Here is a 16,650-nt window from a genome sequence, read left to right on the forward strand (position 1 = left end):
GACATTCGAGATCTGGGGTTCAGCCCCGGGAGGATGTCCATCATGGAGAGCATGGGGAAGAAGAAGCCTCGCCGCCCTCGTCGTTCGTTCACGCCAGAGTTCAAGGCCGAGATCGTCGGGCTGTGCCGACGGGGTGACCGCTCGGTCGGTCAGGTCGCCAAGGACTTCCTGACCGACACCGCGGTGCGGGACTGGGTGAAGCAGGCCGAGGTTGACGTGGGAGAGCACAACGGGCTGACCAGCAGCGAACGCGAGGAGCTGACCGCGTTGCGGCGGCAGAACCGGCGGCTGCGCGAGGACGTCGACGTCCTCAAGCGGGCCACAGCTTTCTTCGCGAAGGAGACCCGGTGACGGTGCACCCGTTCATCGAGGCGGAGAAGCGTGCAGGTCACAGCGTCAAACGGGCGTGTGAGCTGATGAAGGTCTCCCGGACCGCCTTCTATGACCGTCGCTCCGGCCTGCCCGGCCCCCGAGCGGTGCGGGATGCCGAGCTGACCGAGCAGATCACCGAGGTTCATGCGAAATCACGCGGAACCTACGGGGCCCCACGCGTGCATGCCGTGCTCAAGCGTGAGGGTGCCGAGTGCGGCCGTCGTCGTGTCGGCCCTGGTCTCGTAAAGCTACAGCGAACGGACATGTAGCGCAGGGTGAGGCTCGGGTCTGGAGCAGGCGCGAGGGTCGACGGCACAGCGATCGGCGGCGGCAGCGATTCAGCTTCGAGGTTGCCTTGTCGGACTTCCGGCGCGCCTGGTGACTCGCCAGGATGGTGCCGGGGCGCGCTCCGGCTGCCGCGCGCCTCGGTGGTCCCCCTTGAGTGGCGACGGCAGGAACACCTGACGAGCCGTTCGGGCGCTATCGCGAGGCGGGGAACGAGCCGAACGTAGGCAACCATCCCGACGGTCCTCACTAAGGTCTGGGGCGCCACGACCGCCGCGGCCGCAGCCATGCCGTCCGGCATAGGCCGACGCCTCGCCGAACCGCTGGCGTATCGCTTAGCGGGGCCTGAGTCCGTCGACGACGACGTCCAGCATTCGGTTCAGCTGGGGGTGCTGCTCGGGTGCGCCGGCCACGGAGAGCAAACCGGCGAGGATGCCGCCTACCTCGACCGGGTCGATGTCGCTGCGCAGTTCTCCTGCTGTGGCGCCGGCCTCGAGCACCATCGCCAGGACCTGCTGGACCTCGTCGCAGACCGGTCCGGTGCCGAAGCGGCCGGAAGCGCTCATGGCGACCAGTGCCTCGCAGATGCCGCGTCGTTCACCGGCCCAGTCGGCGAATCGGAGCATCCACGCGTGGAGGGCCTGCGCGGGCGGCTTGGTAGCCAGCAGGGTGCGCGCATCTTCGCGCAAGGGCCGGATCTGGTCCCGGTAGACCTCTTCGACCAGATCCTCTCGGGTGGGGAAGTGCCGGTACAGGGTGGCGTTCCCCACTCCCGCGCGTTTGGCGATCGCGTCCAGCGAGATCGCGCGTCCGGACGCGAAGGCTTCGGCGGCCGTGGCGATCAGCTGCTCGCGGTTGCGCTGCGCGTCGGCGCGCAGGGTGCTGCGTGGAGGTGTCATGACCTTCGCGATCGTGAGTGTCGGATGAGGCTCGGGAACGATTCGGGGACCTCCCCGATTCAGTGTACGGTGAGATAAACGGGGAGCTCCCCGATTACGGGTGGTCTCACCCGTCGCTTCAGCGACGAAAGGTTTGCCATGCCTACAGCTCTCATCACCGGGGGGACGACCGGGATCGGCAGAGCGACGGCCGAGTTGCTGCACGCCCGCGGCTACCAGGTCGCGGTCACCGGACAGAATCCCGAGTCCCTCGCGCGGGCGCAGTCCGAGCTCCCCGGCGACGTGCTCGTCGTCCGATCCGACGGGCGCGTGCTCTCCGACACCGACGCCCTGATGTCGGCGGTGTCGGCGCGGTTCGGATCGCTGGACCTGCTCTTCCTCAACGCCGGGATCTTCCGTCCGGCACCGGTTGCCGAGGTGACGGAGGAATCGTTCGACGAGCACGCCGACCTCAACTTCAAGGGCCAGTACTTCACCCTCCAAAAGGCCCTTTCCCTCATGAACGACGGCGGCTCGATCGTGCTGACCGTCGGCATCGGATCCCGTCGCGGCACCCCTGGCGCCACGGTGGGGGCGGCGACACGCGGCGCGTTGCTGGCCATGCTGCCCTCGCTCGCGCTCGAACTGGCCCCACGCAGGATTCGCGTCAACGCCGTGAGCCCCGGGGTCACCGACACCCGCTGCTCAACAAGCTGGGGGTGCCCGAGAGCGGCCGGGACGCCATGCGCTCGAAGATCCCCTTCGAGCGCTTTGGATCCAGCCAGGAGGTCGCGGAAGCAGTCGCCTTCCTCGCCTCGGGCGCCGCCGGCTACATCACCGGCCAGGACATCACCGCGGCCGGCGGCTACGGGCTCGGCGCCTGAAGCCCGGGCGAGTCGACCACCAATCCGCACCTCTCGAACGCCACGAACTGCACCTCACAGGAGAACACGATGGCACTCACTCTCGACACTTATAGGCTGCTGGGCCGTTCCGGACTCCGGGTCTCACCGCTGGCGCTGGGCACGGCGACCTTCGGCACCGAGTGGGGCTGGGGCGCCGAGCGCGACGAGGCGCGCAAGCTCTTCGACCGCTACACCGAGCTCGGCGGCAACTTCTTCGACACCGCCAGCACCTACACCAACGGCAGCTCCGAGCGACTGCTCGGCGAATTCGCCCGCACCAACCGCGACAAGATGGTGCTGGCGACGAAGTACTCGACGCTGCGCCAGCCCGGTGACCCGAATTCCGGGGGTACCCACCGCAAGAGCATGCTGGCTTCGGTGGAAGCCAGCATGCGGCAGCTGAACACCGACTACATCGATCTGCTCTACGTGAACGTATGGGACTTCAGGACGCCGGTGGAGGAGATCCTGCGGGGCTTGGACGACCTGGTGAGGCAGGGCAAGGTGCTGTACGTGGCGATCTCCAGCGCCCCGGCCTGGCAGGTGTCGCGCATGCAGGCGATCGCCGATCTGCGCGGCTGGTCGCCACTGGTCGCACTGGAGACCGAGTACAGCCTGATCGGGCGCACCGCAGAGCGTGACCTGATCCCGATGGCACGCGAGATGGGACTCGGCGTGGTTCCCTTCTCCCCGTTGGGCGGCGGGGTGCTCACCGGCAAGTACAGCCGGGAGGACCAGAACCCGGCGGGCTCCGTTGTCGGCGAAACCGCCGGCAACCGCAAGAACCTCAACGCCGCCCTGGGATGGGTCACCGACCGCAACCTCGCCATTGCCGATGCAGTGAAGGAGGTGGCCTCAGAGCTGGGCCGCACACCCGCCCAGGTCGCACTGGCCTGGACCCTGAACGCCCCGGGCGTGACGGCGCCCATCATCGGCGCCCGCACCATCGCGCAACTGGAGGACAACCTCGGCGCCCTGCAGGTCGACCTCACTCCTTCCCACCTGGCCCGCCTCGACGAGGTCAGCGCCATCGACCTCGGCAATCCGCACGACCTGCTCGCCAGCGATCACATCCGCACGGTCACCACAGGCGACATGAAGATCGAAACCCTCGGCTGATTCGCTTCATGAAAAGCGAGATCCAGATATATCGACATGTTTTTGATAATGGAACGGAGACACCTCGGTATGGGTAAGTACAGCGACAAAAATGTGGTGATCACGGGTGGCAGCAGCGGCATGGGGCTCGCGCTGGCGGAGCTGCTGGTGCGAGGCGGAGCCCGCGTGGTGATCACCGGCCGTTCTCAGGCCAAGCTCGACGCGGCACGCGAGCGGCTCGGCGAGAATGCCGTGGCCGTCCGGGCGGATGTGGCCTCACTGTCCGACCTGGATATGCTCGCCGGCCGTGTAAAGAGCGAGCTCGGCTCGATCGAGGCTTTGTTCGTCAACGCCGGCATCTCACCCCTCACGCCCCTCGAGTCGACGACCGAGGACGTGTACGACGAGCTGTTCGCGATCAACGTCAAGGGCGCCTTCTTCACTGTGCAGAAGCTCGCTCCGCTGCTGAGCGCGAACGCCGGCACAGTCCTCACCACCTCGATCGCGAACGTCATTGGCATGGTGGACACCAGCGTCTATGCGGCCGGCAAGGCGGCGCTGCGCTCGATGGCCCGCTCCTTCTCCCGCGAGCTGCTTCTGCGGGGAATCCGTGTCAATGCGATCAGCCCGGGTCCCATCGACTCGGGGATTCTGGAAACGATGAGCTTGTCCAAAGAGGCCGCTGACCAGTTCAGGGCGGAGCGGACCGCGAGCAACCCCATGAAGCGCTACGGCACCGTCGAAGAGTTCGCCAAGGCGGCCGCATTCCTCGCCTTCGATGCCACGTACACCACCGGCATCGAGCTGGCCGTGGATGGCGGCGAAACCCAGCTCTGAGCTCGTCTGCCGTCCCGCCACGGGCGTAAGGCCCTCTACCACGGCGGTTTCAGGGGGCGCTGCAATACGTGGTCGTGTCGATCAGGCCGCGAGCAGTTACCAGGCCATCGAAGAACTCGGGCGGGCGGTGCGGACCGCGTTCGTCTGCGACTACCTCGCCGACGTCGAAATGCGCCAAGAGATCCACGAGGGGCCGGGGGAAGGTTCAGCCGGCGTGTCTTCGTGGGCCGCGACAACCTCCTGGTGCGAGCATCTTGACGCCGTCGCCGCCGAACTCGATGGCCGCCCACGCAAAACGCTCGGCTGGGAAACCCCAGCCGAGCGCCTGCATACAGATGCAGCGCGAGCATGCTGACCTCCTGGGACTCCTTGTCCGCGCCGGCCAGGTCGCCGTCCTTGCCGTAGAAGAGGTCCTTGTTCGCGGAGTTCCAGTTCTCCACGACCTGGAGTGGGGTGCTTGGGGCCGCCGCGGGTGAAGCGGCGCAGGACCTGCTCGGCTTCGGCGGTGCCCAGGCGCAGGGCGGTGGTGTACTTCACGATCTGGTCGCACTGCTGGGCGATCAGGTCCCAGTTGATCGTCTTGGTGGACAGCACCGGTGCGAGGTTCGGCCACTTCTCGTCCTGCCCGGCGGCCAGCCGGTACAGCTTCGCGGAGCCGATGTTCTTCAGCCTCGGCATCAGCTTGAAGTCGAGCATGTGAGCGAAGGCGAAGCCGACGATGGAGGCGCCGTGGGTGTCGGTGTACTGCCGGTCGACGTCCATGTCGGTGCAGTGCCGCAGCACGCCCTCGATCATCGAGGCGACTTCGGAGGCCGAACAGCTCTTGAGCTGCGAGTAGATGCAGACCGACTTCCGCTCGACGTGCCAGTAGATCATCACCCCGGGGCCGCGGTAGCGCTGGTGCCACTCGGTCATCAGGTTCGAGGACCAGGCGCCGAACTTGCGGCTGTCGGAGGCGCACGCCGTACCGGTGCCCCACCACATCTCGTCCCGGGCAGCGAAGGTGGCGTTCACCAGCTTGCGCAGGGCCGCGCGCATGTTGGTCCGGTTGACGAACAGGTGCCGCACCCGCCGCAGCGTCGCCTCGGACTCGCCGTGCTTGCCAGTCACCGCGACCCGCTTGATGCCCATGTTGGTGCCCAGACCGAACAGCACCAGCAGCAGGCGGCGCCGCAGCACGTCCTTGGACAGGTTCTCCCTGGTGGCCACTGAGGTGAACTCAGCGATGAAGTCCGCGTCGAACTCGGCGTACTTCAGGATGTCCAGCAGGTCGATGGTGCCCCAGCGCCGTTCGATCTCGCCCTTGACCGCCACCAGGTTCTCAGGCTCCTCCGCGCACAGTTCGTACGGGATGCGCTCGACCCGCCCCTTGTCGTCCACCACCGCCGCCCGCCACTGCTCGGGCACCACCCCGTCAGTGGCACACTCTCCGCCGGATCGAAGAACGCCCCCTCCTTCAACGGCTGCTCCAGATACCGCTTGAGCAGGTCGATCGCGTCCATCACCGGCCGGTAAGCGGTGTTGTTGCACTTCCATTCCAGCGAGCCCAGCAGCGGCGAGAGCATCCGCCGCCAGTGCGCCGAGTACGACGACCGCAGCACCGTACGGACCCGCGCCTTGTAGCGCGCCTCGTTCGCCGCGGCCTCCGCCGCCAGCGCCTTCAACGTCTTCTCCCCGCCGACCACCGGGTAGATAACTCGCCGCACCGTGCCGGACGGTTCGGACAACGCCGCCTCGGCGACCCGCAGCAGCATGCCCTCCTAGCCCCGGATCTTCTTCAGCTCGGCATTCAGCTCCTTGTCGACCTTCCGCTCCGCCCTCGTGTTGATCTTCAGTACGAGCTGGATGAACAGGTCCACCAGTGAGTCGGTGATCTCCGTCTGCCGCACATGGCACAGCGTCGCCAGCAGCGTCAGGCGCCGGGCGGGTGTCATCCGCTCCAGGTTCGCCGGGTACTCCTTCGACGAGTCCAGACCTCGATCAGGTCCTCCGGCTCCCAGTCCTGCCGCACCCGTACTCCTCGCCCCACGCCCGAGATCACTCGTTCAGCCCAACGAGGCGCCAGGCGAGGGGAAACGACGACCACGGCAGGCACACAGCGCTACATGTCCGTTCGCCGTAGCTATACGAGAACAGGGCCTACTAAGGCGTAAGCCGCAATTCGACTACAGGGCCCTGCTCGTTCTCACGAACCTAGAAGTCGCCCGCTGCCCGATGACCTTGTCGATGGACAACCGCCCCGGACCTGCCCGCGAGCCTCTCACGCCTGTCACGCCATACCCGTGACCTGCAACTTCACGATGCACACGCCCATTGACGAGCCCACGGCCAGGACGAGCCGGTAGCAAACATCGCCTCGTTCCAGTCGGGTGAGACGTCGTTGCTACCGGTGGCAGGAATCAGTCCGGCCTTGGAGAGCGTCAGAGGTTGACGACGATGGCCTTGGTCTCCGTGTAGGCATCGATGACATCGGTGCCGTGTTCCCGTCCGATGCCGGACTGCTTGAACCCGCCGAAGGGCAGGGGGCCGCTGCTCATCTGATTGACCGTGTTGATCCACACGGTTCCTGCCTGGAGGCGGTCGGCCATGGTGTGGGCGCGGCTGAGATCGGTGGTGAACACGGTGGCAGCGAGGCCGTAGACGGTGTCGTTGGCGATGTGCACCGCCTCGTCCATGTCGCGGAACGGCAGCAGGACGGCAACGGGGCCGAAGATCTCTTCCCGGGCGACGCGTGAGGTGTTGTCGAGTCCGGTGACCAGGGTGGGGCCGACGAAGAGGTCATCGGTCTCGTCGTGGGGGTCGCCGATGATCTCGCCCCCTTCCTTACGGGCCAGGTCGATGTAGGCGGTCACCTTCTCGTAGTGACCACGAGAAGCCAGGGGGCCCATGAGGACCTGCGGGTCGAAGGGGTCACCCATCGGGATCTTGGCCGTGCTCGCGGCCAGGAGGCGGGTGAACTCCTCGCGCACGGACTCTTGGACCAGTACGCGGGTGCCAGCCACGCAACTCTGGCCGCTGCCGGCGCAGAAGGCAAGCGCGGAGGCTGCCGCGGCGGCCTCCAGGTCGGCGTCTTCGAAGACGATGAACGGCGACTTGCCACCTAGTTCGAGGGTGACGCGCTTGAGGTCGCGGGCGGAGGTCTCCAGGACGTGCTTGCCCACGGCGGTGGACCCGGTGAAGCTGATCTTGTTGACGTCCCGGTGGGTGATCAGGGCTTCGCCGGTGCTCTGCCCCGGGCCGGTGATGATGTTGAGGACGCCGTCGGGAAGGTCGGTGTGCTCATGCACGAGCTCCGCCATGCGCAGCACGCTCAGGGAGGTTTGCTCCGAAGGCTTGGCGACGACCGTGTTCCCGGTGGCCAGAGCAGGGGCGATCTTGTAGCCCATCTGCAGGAGGGGACCGTTCCAGCCGGCGACCGCGGCAACCACACCCAGCGGGGAGCGCCTGGTGTACTGAAGGTGGCCGGGGGCCGAGGGGGCAGTAGCTCCGTAGATCCGGGTCGGCCAGCCCGCATAGTGGCGGTAGACCTCGACGGTGTGATCGACCATCCATCGTGTCAGCGACACCGGTCCTCCCATTTCCAGGGAGTCCAGAGTGGCCAGCTCGTCGGCGTGCGACTCGATGACATCGGCGATCTGGTACAGCACGCGGCTGCGCTCGTCGGGGCTGATGGCCGCCCAGGCAGGGTCTTCGAAGGCGCGACGCGCAGCAGCCACGGCGGCATCGACATCTGCGCGCCCAGCTACCGCGACCGTGGTCAGCTCGGCACCCGTCATCGGATCGATGGAGGCCACGACTGCGCCGTCGGCGGCAGGCTGCTCCGTTCCGTCGATGAACAGACCGCGCGGTTCTCCGGCGAACGTGGGAGAGGGGCGAGAAGTAGTGGGAGTGGAGGGGGTGGTCATAGCGAGAAGTCTTTCTCTTCGAGGGGTGGGGTACCCGTCGTGGTGATCGGGCGCCTCTTGGCCGGCAATATGAAGGCCGTCCTGGGCGTGCTGAAGTGGACGTCCTGGCGCAGTCGGCAGGCCATCGGGCATGTGCCGGTTGCGGATGGTGTGCCACAAGTCGAAGCGGGCGGGTGTCTGCGCGGCAGGCGGCGCGGGTGTGAGTGTTCAGGCCAGGTCAGCGAGGTCGGCCATGTCGAGGACGAACGGGTAGCGCACGTCGTTGCGGCGCGGGCGCTCCAGGGCTTCGTTCACCTGCGAGGACGGCAGCAGTTCGATGTCCGCGCTGTTGTCGTGGGCAGCGCAGAAGTCCAGCGAGGCGTCAGTTGCGGGCATGCAGCGGCTGCCGACGGAGCTGGGCTTCTCGCGCCTCACGAGAAGGTCGGTGGTCTCCACGGTGGCGGGCCGTGGTCGACCCGCACGGCGAGGTCGTCGGCGCGCAGGCCGCGACGCTCGATCGGGCCGCTACGCAGTGCGCCGGGCGTGCCGTCCGCTGCCCATCCGGTGGTGGGACGCATTGGCATCTCCTTAAACAGACTGTTCCGTCTGTTCGACAGTAAGCGCCCCTCCAGCCAGAAGCAAACCAACTGTTCTGTCTGGCAGCGTCCACCGAGTTTCTCCGGGTAGATGATCAGGCCATCACCCTCCGGGCACCCGGCGTCCACCGCCGTACCTGCACTGCCTCGATCCTGGGCCCGAGCCCGAGCCCGTGCAGGTACGGGTACGGGTACGTACCCGTACTCTGGTGGGATGGGAAGGAGCACGATGATGTCTGATGCCAATGTCCGGATCCCTGAAGAGGCCAAGGACCGGCTCGCCGCGATCGCGGCTGCGGAGGGGCTCTCGCTGCGCGCCTATCTGGCGCGTCTGGCCGAGACGCTGCTGACTCCGGCGGAGCGCGCAGAGCGTGCGGAGAGGGCTCTGGTGGCGTTGAAGGAGTGGAGCGGCTATTCCCCGACTCCTTCGGAACAGGATGACCTGGATCTTGAGCTGGACCGGCGTCTGGCGCAGGTGACCGGCCGGTGAGCGACGCCATGCACATTGTTCTGGACGACACAGCGATGGCTGCGGCAGGGCAGGGGAACGTCCTGGCCTCCCGACTCATCCACCGTGCTCACGCGGAGTCGGGCTGGTTCCTGTACGTTCCGGTGTGCGCGCTCGTCGAAGCCGACCGTGCGCGGCCCGGTACGGCCGAGCACCTTGCATCCTTGCCCGGCATCACGGTCCTGGATCTTGACCTTGCCGCGGCACTGGCCGTGGCACGACAGGAAACCTGGGCCGTTGCCCACAGTCAGTACGCGGCACAACCGACCCCTGACCGTCCGGACGGGGCGGTCGTCGCGACGACCGCCCCTGGCCGGTGGGTCGGCGCACCGGTCAGGGTCCTGGATCTCACATCCTGAGCGTGCCCTGGAGGGGGAGTGCGACCCCGCAGTCTGGCGGGGTAGGCCTCACCGTGAAGAAATCCGCAGGTGGTCATGGTCGGCCCAGCCAGGAAATCGGGCCTCGGTTCATATCGCGTGTGGTGCGGTCCGGGTCGCTGAAGCCGTGCAGGCCGTTGCCTGAGTGGGCGAGCGGCCTTGGGACTGGTGGGCTCGCATGCTGAGGTGTCGCGTATTCCTCGTTGAGGTCGGTCTGGTGTCACCGTGAGTGGTCGCCAGGGGCGTATCGGCTCCAGGTCCTCCGACTTCGGTGACCAGGCGGGTGGTTGTCTTGTCGTGGTAACCGAAGGCCTTCGCGATAACGGGCGCCGGGGCTTGGAGGACAATCTGGCGGATGGCGGAGATCCTGCCTCGCTGCGGCGGGACGCCGATCTCTCGCAGGTGGACTCGGAGGCTGACCGGGTTCATTGAGTGGTGTGCGGCGTGAAGTCGCAGGTCACGGACCTGGTGTGAGTGGCGAGTGGGGCACTCGCGCCGGTCGGCGGCCGATGACCAGGGCGTAGATCATCGGGCAGGTCTGGTTCCGGCGGGATACCGGGGTCGGCTGCGCCCGCGATCTGCCCACCCTACGATCCGTCAGCAGGTCGGCACGCCACGAGAGGGCGGGAGGCTGCAGGATGCGGGAGCGGCAGTGGATCATCGCTCGCCGGGCTGAACTGGACACCCTCGCGGAGCGGTTGGCCAAGAGCTTCAGGAGGTCCAGGGCGAGCGGGACGAACTGGCGATTGCGGAGCGGGTGTTGAATCGTCTGGCCGAGCAGGCTCAGGCAGAGGCCGACGCCGAGGCGGCCGAATCCGCCGCTCCGGTGTCGGCGAGGGTGGCCGGGCGGGCGGTCCTGCTCATCCCGCACCGCAGCGACGCGGCCGACAAGGGCGCACTGCCCGGCGACTACCGCAAGATCCTCGCGATCGCGCGGGAGACCGACGGCCCGGTGCAGGTCAGGGCGGTTGGCGAGCGTCTGGGCCTGGACACAGAGGTGCGCGGCAAACTGGAACCGCTGCGGTCCTCGGAGATCACCGCCTGCCGCCACGACAAGCTCACCGCCAAGCTGCGGGCGGCCGGGCTCGGCGCCATCGCCGACCTGGGGTTCGTCGGCCTCGACGACAGCAGTTCGGACGCCGACCCGGCGGTGATCACCGGCTACCTCCCCTCGCCTACGCACACCAGGCCGACTGGCATGCAGTTTTCACGATGCACCGTGCTCATTGCTCCGTGCCCACGACGATGCTCGGGCAACAGCGTCAAGTCCACCGGGGACTCCACCGCACCTTCCGCACACAGCACCGCGTCCGCCAGCTCGAACAACTCGTCACGCCGAGCGGTCAGACACTCGTAAGCGTGACGCTTCCGCGAACGCTTCCCTCCGGACAGCGTCAGGCATCAGACCCTCACGGCCTTCGTCGTGGTCACGTGCACCCTTGGACGGAGCACATGATCAGACAAAGGCCGCCCCGCGTCCGGCGAACCCCAGGTGAGCGACTCAGTTCGGGACACCATTCGAGGCCGGAAGATAAAGATCAAGCTCAGCGCGCTCGCTCGTACTCCCGCGTGATGAAGGAGACAGCGTTGTCGAGGGCCTCGTCGGCCTCGGCCATGTGGCCGGCCAGCAGGTGCCAGACGTGGAACATATGTGGCCATACCTCAAGGGTGGTGCGGACGCGTTGTTCTGCGAGCCGTCCGGCGAGCGTGATGCCGCTGCTGAGCATCACTTCGTTCTCACCGATCTGGATCAAGGTCGGGGCCAGGCCGCGCACATCGGCGAAGATGGGCGAGGCGTCCGGATCGGTCGGCAGCGCGTTGCCCAGGAACGCGCGAGCGAGCTTCTCCAGGAATTCTCCGCTTGTCAATGGGTCGAGGCCGTTGCGGCTCTGGACCGAGGAGCCGGAGTGCGTCAGGTCGGCCCAGGGCGAGAGGGAGACGCCCGCCACGGGCAACGGCATGCCCGCGTCGCGTGCCTTGCGCATGACCGTGATCACCATCGCGCCCCCGGCGGAGTCACCCGAGATCGCGACCTTCTCAGGAGCGGTCCCCGCCGCGAGGAGCGCCCGGTAGGCGGTGAACACGTCGTCGATGGGGATGGGAAAAGGATGCTCGGGTGCCTGGCGGTAGTCGGGCACAAACACCCGTGCCCGCAGGCGTTTGGCGTAGTGGCCGGTCAGTCCGACATAGGCCTCGACCGCCCCGTGTACGTAGCCTCCGCCGTGGATGTAGAGCAGTGTCCGGTCATCGGTCACTTCCTCTGGCACCACCAGCATGGTCGGCACGCCATCGAGCTCGGTCCTCTCGAAGGTCACGCCTTGCGGTGCCGGGAGAGCGGCGGCGAGTTCCTTGCCGTAGTTGTCCCGCACTTCCGCCCAGCTGAGGTCGCCTTCCCCTGTAAGCGCAGGAGCGATGCCGCTGGCCGCTTGCATCCAGCGTTCCAGCAGTGCTGCGGCTTCTGGTGTCAAGTTCATGGTGCTCATGTCTTTCGTCGATGCCACTGATTGCGCGGCCCCGGTGTGCCACACGGGCGAGACTTATGCCCTGTGGGGGTACGCCGCCGAGACGGTTCCGGTGGACCTCGCCAACGTCGTCAGCGTCCACCCCTGACACTGATGTCAAGGTCAAACCGTGCAGGTCACGGCCTTCTGGAGGCTGCCTTGCCCTAAGATCGAGGGCATGCGCATCGGAGAGGCGGCGCAGCGCACGGGAACGACTCCGCGGCTGCTGCGGTACTACGAACAGCAGGGTCTGATCGCGCCCGGTCGCTCCGAAAACGGCTACCGGGAGTACGACGAAAATGCCCTGGGGCGGATTGTGCAGATCCGAGACCTTCTGCAGGCCGGTCTGCCGACCCGCCTGATTCAGCAGGTCCTGCCGTGCATCTCCACCCCGCACAGCACCATCCGCTTCTCCGGTCTGACACCGGAGATGGTGGCGCTACTGGAAGCCGAGCAGGCCAGCCTCACGGCACGCATCGACTGTCTGACCCGCAACAGGGACGCGATCGCCGACTATCTCGCGGCCCTGCGCGAGACCAACGGGCAGCAGGAACACGCACCGGGCCTCGCAGGGGAGGACAGCGCTTGAAAGCGCCGTGACCTGCACCGCTTGACCTTCACACCGGTGTCAGCCTCGGACACTGACGGTGTCGGCCACACATACCGGAGCCGTCTCGGCGGCGTACCCCCACAGGGCATGAGTCTCGCCCGTGTGGCACACCGGGGCCGCCTGGCCAGCAACATCGACGAAGGACAGCACGCCATGATCACAATCCACGGTACGTCCGAGCCCCGCTTCGCGGGCCTACGGGAGTCACTGCAGCAGAACATCGCATCCGGTGAGGAAATCGGCGCCTCGCTGGTCGTGGACATCGACGGTGAGCACGTTGTGGATCTGTGGGGCGGGCACCGCGACGTCGCCCGCACCGCCACCTGGGAGGAGGACACCCTCACCAATGTGTGGTCGATCACGAAGACCGTCACCAGTCTCGCCGCGCTCATGCTGGTGGACCGGGGCGACCTCGACGTGTACGCGCCAGTGGCACGGTACTGGCCCGAGTTTGCCGCAGGCGGCAAGCGGGACGTCGAAGTCCGTCATCTGCTCTCCCACACCTCCGGTGTCTCCGGGCTCGAGCAGCCGGCGACCGTGGAGGACCTGTACGACACGCCCGGGGCGGCGGCCCGAATGGCCGCGCAAACCCCGTGGTGGAAGCCGGGCACAGCCTCCGGCTACCACGTGATGAACTACGGGCACCTCATCGGGGAACTCGTGCACAGGATCACCGGCCGGTCCCTGCGGCAGTTCGTCGCCGAGGAGATCGCCCGCCCGCTGGGAGCGGACTTCCAGATAGGCGCAGCCGAAGCGGACTGGACGCGTGTCGCGGACATCGTGCCGCCGCCCCCGCTGCCATTCGATCCGGCGGCCCTCGGGACAGCCGGTCCCGCCTACAAGACCCTGATCGGCCCGGCGGTGGCGGCGGCAACCGCGAACACCCCGGCCTGGCGGGCCGCGGACATCGGTGCGGCTAACGGCCACGGTAATGCCCGCTCCGTCGCACGCATCCTGTCCGCGCTCGCCTGCGGCGGTCAGGTCGACGGCATCCGGCTGCTCAGCGAGAAGACGATCGACCTCATCTTCGACGTGCAGGCGGACGGCGTCGACCTCGTCAACGGCCTGCCGTCTCGCTGGGGTGTCGGCTTCGCATTGCCGAAGAAGGACACCCTGCCCTGGATCCCTGACGGCAGGATCGCGTTCTGGGGCGGCTGGGGCGGCTCGGTGATCATCGCGGATCTCGACCGGCGCATGACCATCTCCTACGTCATGAACAAGATGGGACCGGGCCTCCTCGGCTCCGACCGCAGCGCGACCTACGTCCGAACCGTCTACGACCAGCTGCCCTGATCAGGGCATGTTCCCGTACAGCTACCGCGTGCGTACATGAAGCGCTGCGTCACAGATCGCGTTGCACTTGATTCCGCGCCTCGGTGATGCGGTCGTGCAGCCGGTTGCGCACGTGTCCCGCAGGTCCGTCATCTGCCGGTCGAGGCGGTCGCGTTCGGCCGCGAGCAGCTCCAGCAGTTCCGGTGCCTCACCGGAGTCGGCGAACGGCAGCACTTCCGCCGAACCCCGGCGCCAAGCTGATCGACTGTGCTGGAAGCCCATGATCACCGGCTTGGCGTCAACCGCTGTACCGCTGTGCCCCAAGGCCGCTCATGGCCACCCGATTGAGAAACAAAAGGCCCTGACTACACGCTGAGTTACCTGTCACTTCGTGGTGGTCAGGCGTCGCTGGTGTCGGTCGGTGCCGCCTCGCCGAGCGTGGCGAGGGTCAGCACGTTGCCGGAGATGCCCCAGCCGCCGTCGGCGACCTCTTCCACCAGCACCATGGTGTTGTTGCGGGCGCGCTCGCCGTAGAGCTCTACGTACAGCTCGGTGGTGCGGGTGACGATCTCCTCCTTCTGCTTCGGGGTGAGGGTCTTCTCGGGGACCTTGAAGTTCGCGAAAGGCATGGCTGGTCGTTCCTTTCCCAGTTTCTCAGTGGGGTGTTACAGGGAGCTGCCTGCGGTGAGCAGGCTGTCCAGTCCGATGCGGCGGAAGAAGTCGGCGCGGACGCGGTCGGCGACCGCGGAGACGACCTCGCTGCCGTCCCGGCTGGGGTCGATGTGGGTCCGCAGGGGCCGGGTGCCTTGCTCCATCGCGACCAGGCGCGCGACGGCTTCAGCGACCTCGGCCACATCGGCGCCCGAAGGGACGAGCGCGGCCAGGCGCTTGCCCAGATCGTCCATCAGGGGTCGGTGACGCTGCTCGTAGAGTTCCGCACGGCCGGTGTCGGCGGGGGCGCCCGCGTTGGCGAAGTGGTTGGTGCCGGTGGTGAACGCACCGGGCACCACGATCGCGGTGTCGATGCCGAACGGGAGCACCTCGGCGGCGTAGCTGACGGCCAGGGCGTCCATCGCGGCCTTGGCGGCGAAGTACGGGGCCAGAAACGGCGGGCAGCCGCCGCGGCTGCTGGAGCTGCCGATCCACACCAGCAGCCCCGATCCCTGCTCACGCAGCTTCGGCAGGGCGGCGCGGTTGACGCGCTGGGTACCCAGGACGTTCACGTCGTACAGGTCCGCGAACTGCTCGGTGGTGAACGCCTCGGCGGCGCCCAGGACCATGTGCCCGGCGTTGTGCACGACCACGTCCAGCCGGCCACGCTCGGCGAGGATCCGGTCGACTGCGGCGTCGGCGGAGTCCTGGGAGGTGACGTCCAGCTCGACGGCGTGCACATCGGCCTGGTGGTCGGTGCCGTAGCGCGTCAGGTCGGCCACCGCGGTCGCGTTGCGGGTCGTGGTCCGGCGGATGCCCGCGTACACGGTGTGACCGGCGCGGGCCAGAGCACGCACGGAGAGCGCCCCGATACCGCTGGAGGCCCCGGTGACCAGGATGACCTTCCCACTGTTGTCGTCGTGTTTCACAACTGAGCCTTTCGTCGATCGATGGAGTGGCCGCAGGCGGTTCAGATGATTCCGCCGTTGGCGCGGACGACCTGTCCGTTGATCCAGTGGCCGGCCGGTGCGGCCAGGAACGCCACGACCTCGGCGATGTCGGCCGGGGTACCGAGGCGCTCCAGCGGAGGCTGGGCGGCCAGGCGGGCGATGGTCTCCTCGTCCTTGCCGTCCAGGAACAGGTCGGTGGCCGTGGGGCCGGGCGCGACGGCGTTGGCGGTGACGTCGCGGCCCCGCAGCTCCCGGGCCAGGATCAGCGTCAGCGCCTCGACCGCGCCCTTGCCGGCGGCGTACGCGCCGTAACCCGGGAAGGCAAGCCCCACCACGGACGTGGAGAACGTCACGATCGCGCCGCCGGGGCGCACCCGACGGGCGGCCTGCTGGACGACGACGAACGTGCCGCGGATATTGACGCGGTGCAGGTCGTCCAGGACGGCCAGGTCCAGCTCGGCGATCGGTGCCAGCTGCATCCGCCCGGCCGCGTGCACGACGACGTCGACCCCGCCGAACTCTGCTTCGGCCGTGTCGAACAAGGCCGCGACCGCGTGTTCGTCGGCGACGTCGGCGCGTACCGCGATCGCCCGGCCGCCACCGGTGACGGCCTCCTTCACTGCTGCCTCGGCCTCGTCCCGGTTGCCGGCGTAGCCGACCACGACGGCGTACCCGTCGGCGGCCAGCCGGCCGACGGTCCGGCGGCCGATGCCGCGCGAGCCGCCGGTGACGATCGCGACACGGGGTGGGGCGGAGGGCTGGGACGAGGCAGCGGTCCCGTCGAGGGTGGTGGGGATAGGCATCGTTGACTCCTGTGGTGGATGGGGGGGCGGGGCAGCGGCCTTGCCGTTGCCCTGCTGCGTCCTCCACGATCCGCCGGTCCCCCCATTCCCAGCCAGGGCTGCGTTTACCCAGGGGATGCCACC

Annotated in this window: 19 protein-coding genes and 5 pseudogenes; 12 read left to right on the forward strand and 12 right to left on the reverse strand. The window is 67.7% G+C overall.

Annotation, left to right across the window (positions count from 1 at the left end; translation table 11 throughout):
• The first annotated feature begins 42 nt into the window (after positions 1-42).
• Together AB0C75_RS24680 and AB0C75_RS24685 are read left to right on the forward strand one after the other, a co-directional pair.
• Positions 43-351: a transposase gene (locus AB0C75_RS24680; RefSeq protein WP_362893872.1), complete on the forward strand. Its 309-nt coding sequence runs from the start codon at positions 43-45 to the stop codon at positions 349-351.
• Positions 348-641: an IS3 family transposase gene (locus tag AB0C75_RS24685; protein ID WP_362893873.1), complete on the forward strand. Its 294-nt coding sequence runs from the start codon at positions 348-350 to the stop codon at positions 639-641. Before AB0C75_RS24680 ends, AB0C75_RS24685 begins: the two co-directional genes overlap by 4 nt.
• A gap of 218 nt (positions 642-859) precedes the next feature.
• On the opposite strand, the pseudogene AB0C75_RS24690 reads toward AB0C75_RS24685, so the two are convergent.
• Positions 860-958 (reverse strand): annotated as a pseudogene (locus AB0C75_RS24690) (arsenic resistance protein); the annotation flags it as partial.
• Between the two features lie 34 nt (positions 959-992).
• The gene (locus AB0C75_RS24695; protein ID WP_362893874.1) at positions 993-1,556 is read right to left on the reverse strand and encodes a TetR/AcrR family transcriptional regulator; all 564 of its coding nucleotides are present in this window, start codon (positions 1,554-1,556) and stop codon (positions 993-995) included.
• A 138-nt stretch (positions 1,557-1,694) separates the two neighbouring features.
• Between AB0C75_RS24695 and AB0C75_RS24700 the strand changes: the two are divergent.
• The 5 genes and pseudogenes from AB0C75_RS24700 to AB0C75_RS24720 all read left to right on the forward strand — a co-directional run.
• Positions 1,695-2,189, forward strand: a pseudogene (locus AB0C75_RS24700) (SDR family NAD(P)-dependent oxidoreductase); the annotation flags it as partial.
• A gap of 65 nt (positions 2,190-2,254) precedes the next feature.
• On the forward strand, positions 2,255-2,419 hold the full coding sequence (locus AB0C75_RS24705) for an SDR family oxidoreductase (protein ID WP_362893875.1): 165 nt from the start codon (positions 2,255-2,257) through the stop codon (positions 2,417-2,419).
• A 69-nt stretch (positions 2,420-2,488) separates the two neighbouring features.
• Positions 2,489-3,559, forward strand: coding sequence for an aldo/keto reductase (locus AB0C75_RS24710; RefSeq protein WP_362893876.1), 1,071 nt, complete (start codon positions 2,489-2,491; stop codon positions 3,557-3,559).
• A gap of 69 nt (positions 3,560-3,628) precedes the next feature.
• Positions 3,629-4,375 carry an SDR family oxidoreductase gene (locus tag AB0C75_RS24715; RefSeq protein ID WP_362893877.1) on the forward strand — a complete coding sequence of 249 codons (747 nt, stop codon included), beginning with the start codon at positions 3,629-3,631 and terminating at the stop codon, positions 4,373-4,375.
• Positions 4,353-4,517: pseudogene (locus tag AB0C75_RS24720) on the forward strand (hypothetical protein); the annotation flags it as partial. The gene AB0C75_RS24715 and the pseudogene AB0C75_RS24720, both read left to right, overlap by 23 nt.
• 365 nt (positions 4,518-4,882) lie before the next feature.
• Here the strand turns inward: AB0C75_RS24720 and AB0C75_RS24725 are convergent.
• The 5 genes and pseudogenes from AB0C75_RS24725 to AB0C75_RS24745 form a co-directional block, all read right to left on the reverse strand.
• Positions 4,883-5,911, reverse strand: a pseudogene (locus tag AB0C75_RS24725) (Tn3 family transposase); the annotation flags it as partial.
• A gap of 224 nt (positions 5,912-6,135) precedes the next feature.
• Positions 6,136-6,309 (reverse strand): hypothetical protein, encoded by a 174-nt coding sequence (locus AB0C75_RS24730; protein ID WP_362893878.1) that lies wholly within the window; start codon positions 6,307-6,309, stop codon positions 6,136-6,138.
• 486 nt (positions 6,310-6,795) lie between these two features.
• Positions 6,796-8,280, reverse strand: coding sequence for an aldehyde dehydrogenase family protein (locus AB0C75_RS24735; RefSeq protein ID WP_362893879.1), 1,485 nt, complete (start codon positions 8,278-8,280; stop codon positions 6,796-6,798).
• A gap of 207 nt (positions 8,281-8,487) precedes the next feature.
• Positions 8,488-8,655 carry a hypothetical protein gene (locus AB0C75_RS24740; RefSeq protein ID WP_362893880.1) on the reverse strand — a complete coding sequence of 56 codons (168 nt, stop codon included), beginning with the start codon at positions 8,653-8,655 and terminating at the stop codon, positions 8,488-8,490.
• Positions 8,656-8,690: 35 nt separating this feature from the next.
• Positions 8,691-8,837, reverse strand: a complete 147-nt coding sequence (locus AB0C75_RS24745; protein WP_362893881.1) for a hypothetical protein — start codon at positions 8,835-8,837, stop codon at positions 8,691-8,693.
• Positions 8,838-9,087: 250 nt separating this feature from the next.
• Here AB0C75_RS24745 and AB0C75_RS24750 point away from each other — a divergent pair, with 250 nt between their 5' ends.
• Both AB0C75_RS24750 and AB0C75_RS24755 read left to right on the forward strand, forming a co-directional pair.
• Positions 9,088-9,345 carry a hypothetical protein gene (locus AB0C75_RS24750; protein ID WP_331763007.1) on the forward strand — a complete coding sequence of 86 codons (258 nt, stop codon included), beginning with the start codon at positions 9,088-9,090 and terminating at the stop codon, positions 9,343-9,345.
• Between the two features lie 8 nt (positions 9,346-9,353).
• Positions 9,354-9,722, forward strand: coding sequence for a hypothetical protein (locus tag AB0C75_RS24755; protein ID WP_362893882.1), 369 nt, complete (start codon positions 9,354-9,356; stop codon positions 9,720-9,722).
• A 1,242-nt stretch (positions 9,723-10,964) separates the two neighbouring features.
• Here AB0C75_RS24755 and AB0C75_RS24760 read toward each other — a convergent pair.
• Both AB0C75_RS24760 and AB0C75_RS24765 read right to left on the reverse strand, forming a co-directional pair.
• Positions 10,965-11,142: pseudogene (locus tag AB0C75_RS24760) on the reverse strand (transposase); the annotation flags it as partial.
• A 142-nt stretch (positions 11,143-11,284) separates the two neighbouring features.
• Positions 11,285-12,223: an alpha/beta hydrolase gene (locus AB0C75_RS24765; protein WP_362893883.1), complete on the reverse strand. Its 939-nt coding sequence runs from the start codon at positions 12,221-12,223 to the stop codon at positions 11,285-11,287.
• Here AB0C75_RS24765 and AB0C75_RS24770 point away from each other — a divergent pair.
• From AB0C75_RS24770 to AB0C75_RS24780, 3 genes are all read left to right on the forward strand, one after another.
• On the forward strand, positions 12,222-12,350 hold the full coding sequence (locus tag AB0C75_RS24770) for a hypothetical protein (RefSeq protein WP_362893884.1): 129 nt from the start codon (positions 12,222-12,224) through the stop codon (positions 12,348-12,350). The two genes, AB0C75_RS24765 and AB0C75_RS24770, sit on opposite strands and share 2 nt — an antisense overlap.
• Before the next feature lie 69 nt (positions 12,351-12,419).
• On the forward strand, positions 12,420-12,830 hold the full coding sequence (locus AB0C75_RS24775) for a MerR family transcriptional regulator (protein WP_362893885.1): 411 nt from the start codon (positions 12,420-12,422) through the stop codon (positions 12,828-12,830).
• A 174-nt stretch (positions 12,831-13,004) separates the two neighbouring features.
• A complete protein-coding gene (locus AB0C75_RS24780; protein ID WP_362893886.1) occupies positions 13,005-14,144 on the forward strand; it encodes a serine hydrolase domain-containing protein in 1,140 nt (379 codons plus the stop codon).
• Positions 14,145-14,521: 377 nt separating this feature from the next.
• Here the strand turns inward: AB0C75_RS24780 and AB0C75_RS24785 are convergent, their stop codons facing one another.
• The 3 genes from AB0C75_RS24785 to AB0C75_RS24795 are packed head-to-tail and all read right to left on the reverse strand — an operon-like array spanning position 14,522 to position 16,527.
• A complete protein-coding gene (locus AB0C75_RS24785; RefSeq protein WP_362893887.1) occupies positions 14,522-14,752 on the reverse strand; it encodes a 4-oxalocrotonate tautomerase family protein in 231 nt (76 codons plus the stop codon).
• A gap of 36 nt (positions 14,753-14,788) precedes the next feature.
• Positions 14,789-15,703, reverse strand: coding sequence for an SDR family oxidoreductase (locus tag AB0C75_RS24790; protein ID WP_362893888.1), 915 nt, complete (start codon positions 15,701-15,703; stop codon positions 14,789-14,791).
• 41 nt (positions 15,704-15,744) lie between these two features.
• The gene (locus AB0C75_RS24795; protein WP_362893889.1) at positions 15,745-16,527 is read right to left on the reverse strand and encodes an SDR family oxidoreductase; all 783 of its coding nucleotides are present in this window, start codon (positions 16,525-16,527) and stop codon (positions 15,745-15,747) included.
• Positions 16,528-16,650: the final 123 nt, after the last annotated feature.

It is taken from the genome of Streptomyces sp. NPDC048565 (genome assembly GCF_040650935.1).
GTDB lineage: Bacteria > Actinomycetota > Actinomycetes > Streptomycetales > Streptomycetaceae > Streptomyces.